The organism is Alsobacter sp. R-9, assembly GCF_054612375.1.
The window spans coordinates 1-641 of the sequence record NZ_JBTSWJ010000044.1; the positions used below are offsets into that span (position 1 = coordinate 1).

The 641-nt window shown below is 66.6% G+C and carries 1 riboswitch.

The window, feature by feature from the left end:
• A riboswitch (SAM-I-IV-variant riboswitch) is annotated at positions 1-77 on the reverse strand. This riboswitch is flagged as partial in the annotation.
• Between the last annotated feature and the right edge of the window lie 564 nt (positions 78-641).

Sequence of the window (641 nt, forward strand, 5' to 3'; positions counted from 1 at the left end):
CACATCCCGCTGTCGCGGAGCCACCTTGCCGGGAGGGCAGGTTGGCGAGGGCGTCTGCCCTTCTCGTGATGATGAGACGTTCGTAATGAAGAACGATGCGTTCGTCAAGGCGGATCATGCGATCGGTGCACGGCGCTTGTCGACGCCGCGGTCCGGCTGCGAATCACAGCGCGACAGACAAGCAAACAAGCTCCCCGCTGTCGCCATGACGACGACGCGATGCCCGCAGGCCGTCTCTGATCGTCCCTGACGGCACCCGTTGACGGCGCCATGGACCCGCAGCGGCCCCAAAGCAGGCCAAGCGAAGCGGAACTGGGAAATATCCCTCGTACTTTCAGCGATTTAGGGGATTGACGTCGACGCCCGGAGGCGGTCCACTTCCAACCGTGGCCGCTGGCAGGTGGTAACCGCGATAAGCGGCGGGCGCTGGCCGGGCCTGGGCCGCGGGGTGGCTTTCCCCACGCGGTCGGAGACCTGGGTTCGGGATGCGCGGACACCACGCACGTTCCGGGGAGGGACCGGAGACCGCCTCTGCAAGGAGGCCGTCGGAGGTTGGATCCCCGGAGAGCGTTGGACGGTGGGTCTGGGGCTGGAGATCCCCGGGGCCTTTTTGGAAGCCTCATCCCCCTGACGCTGTCGGG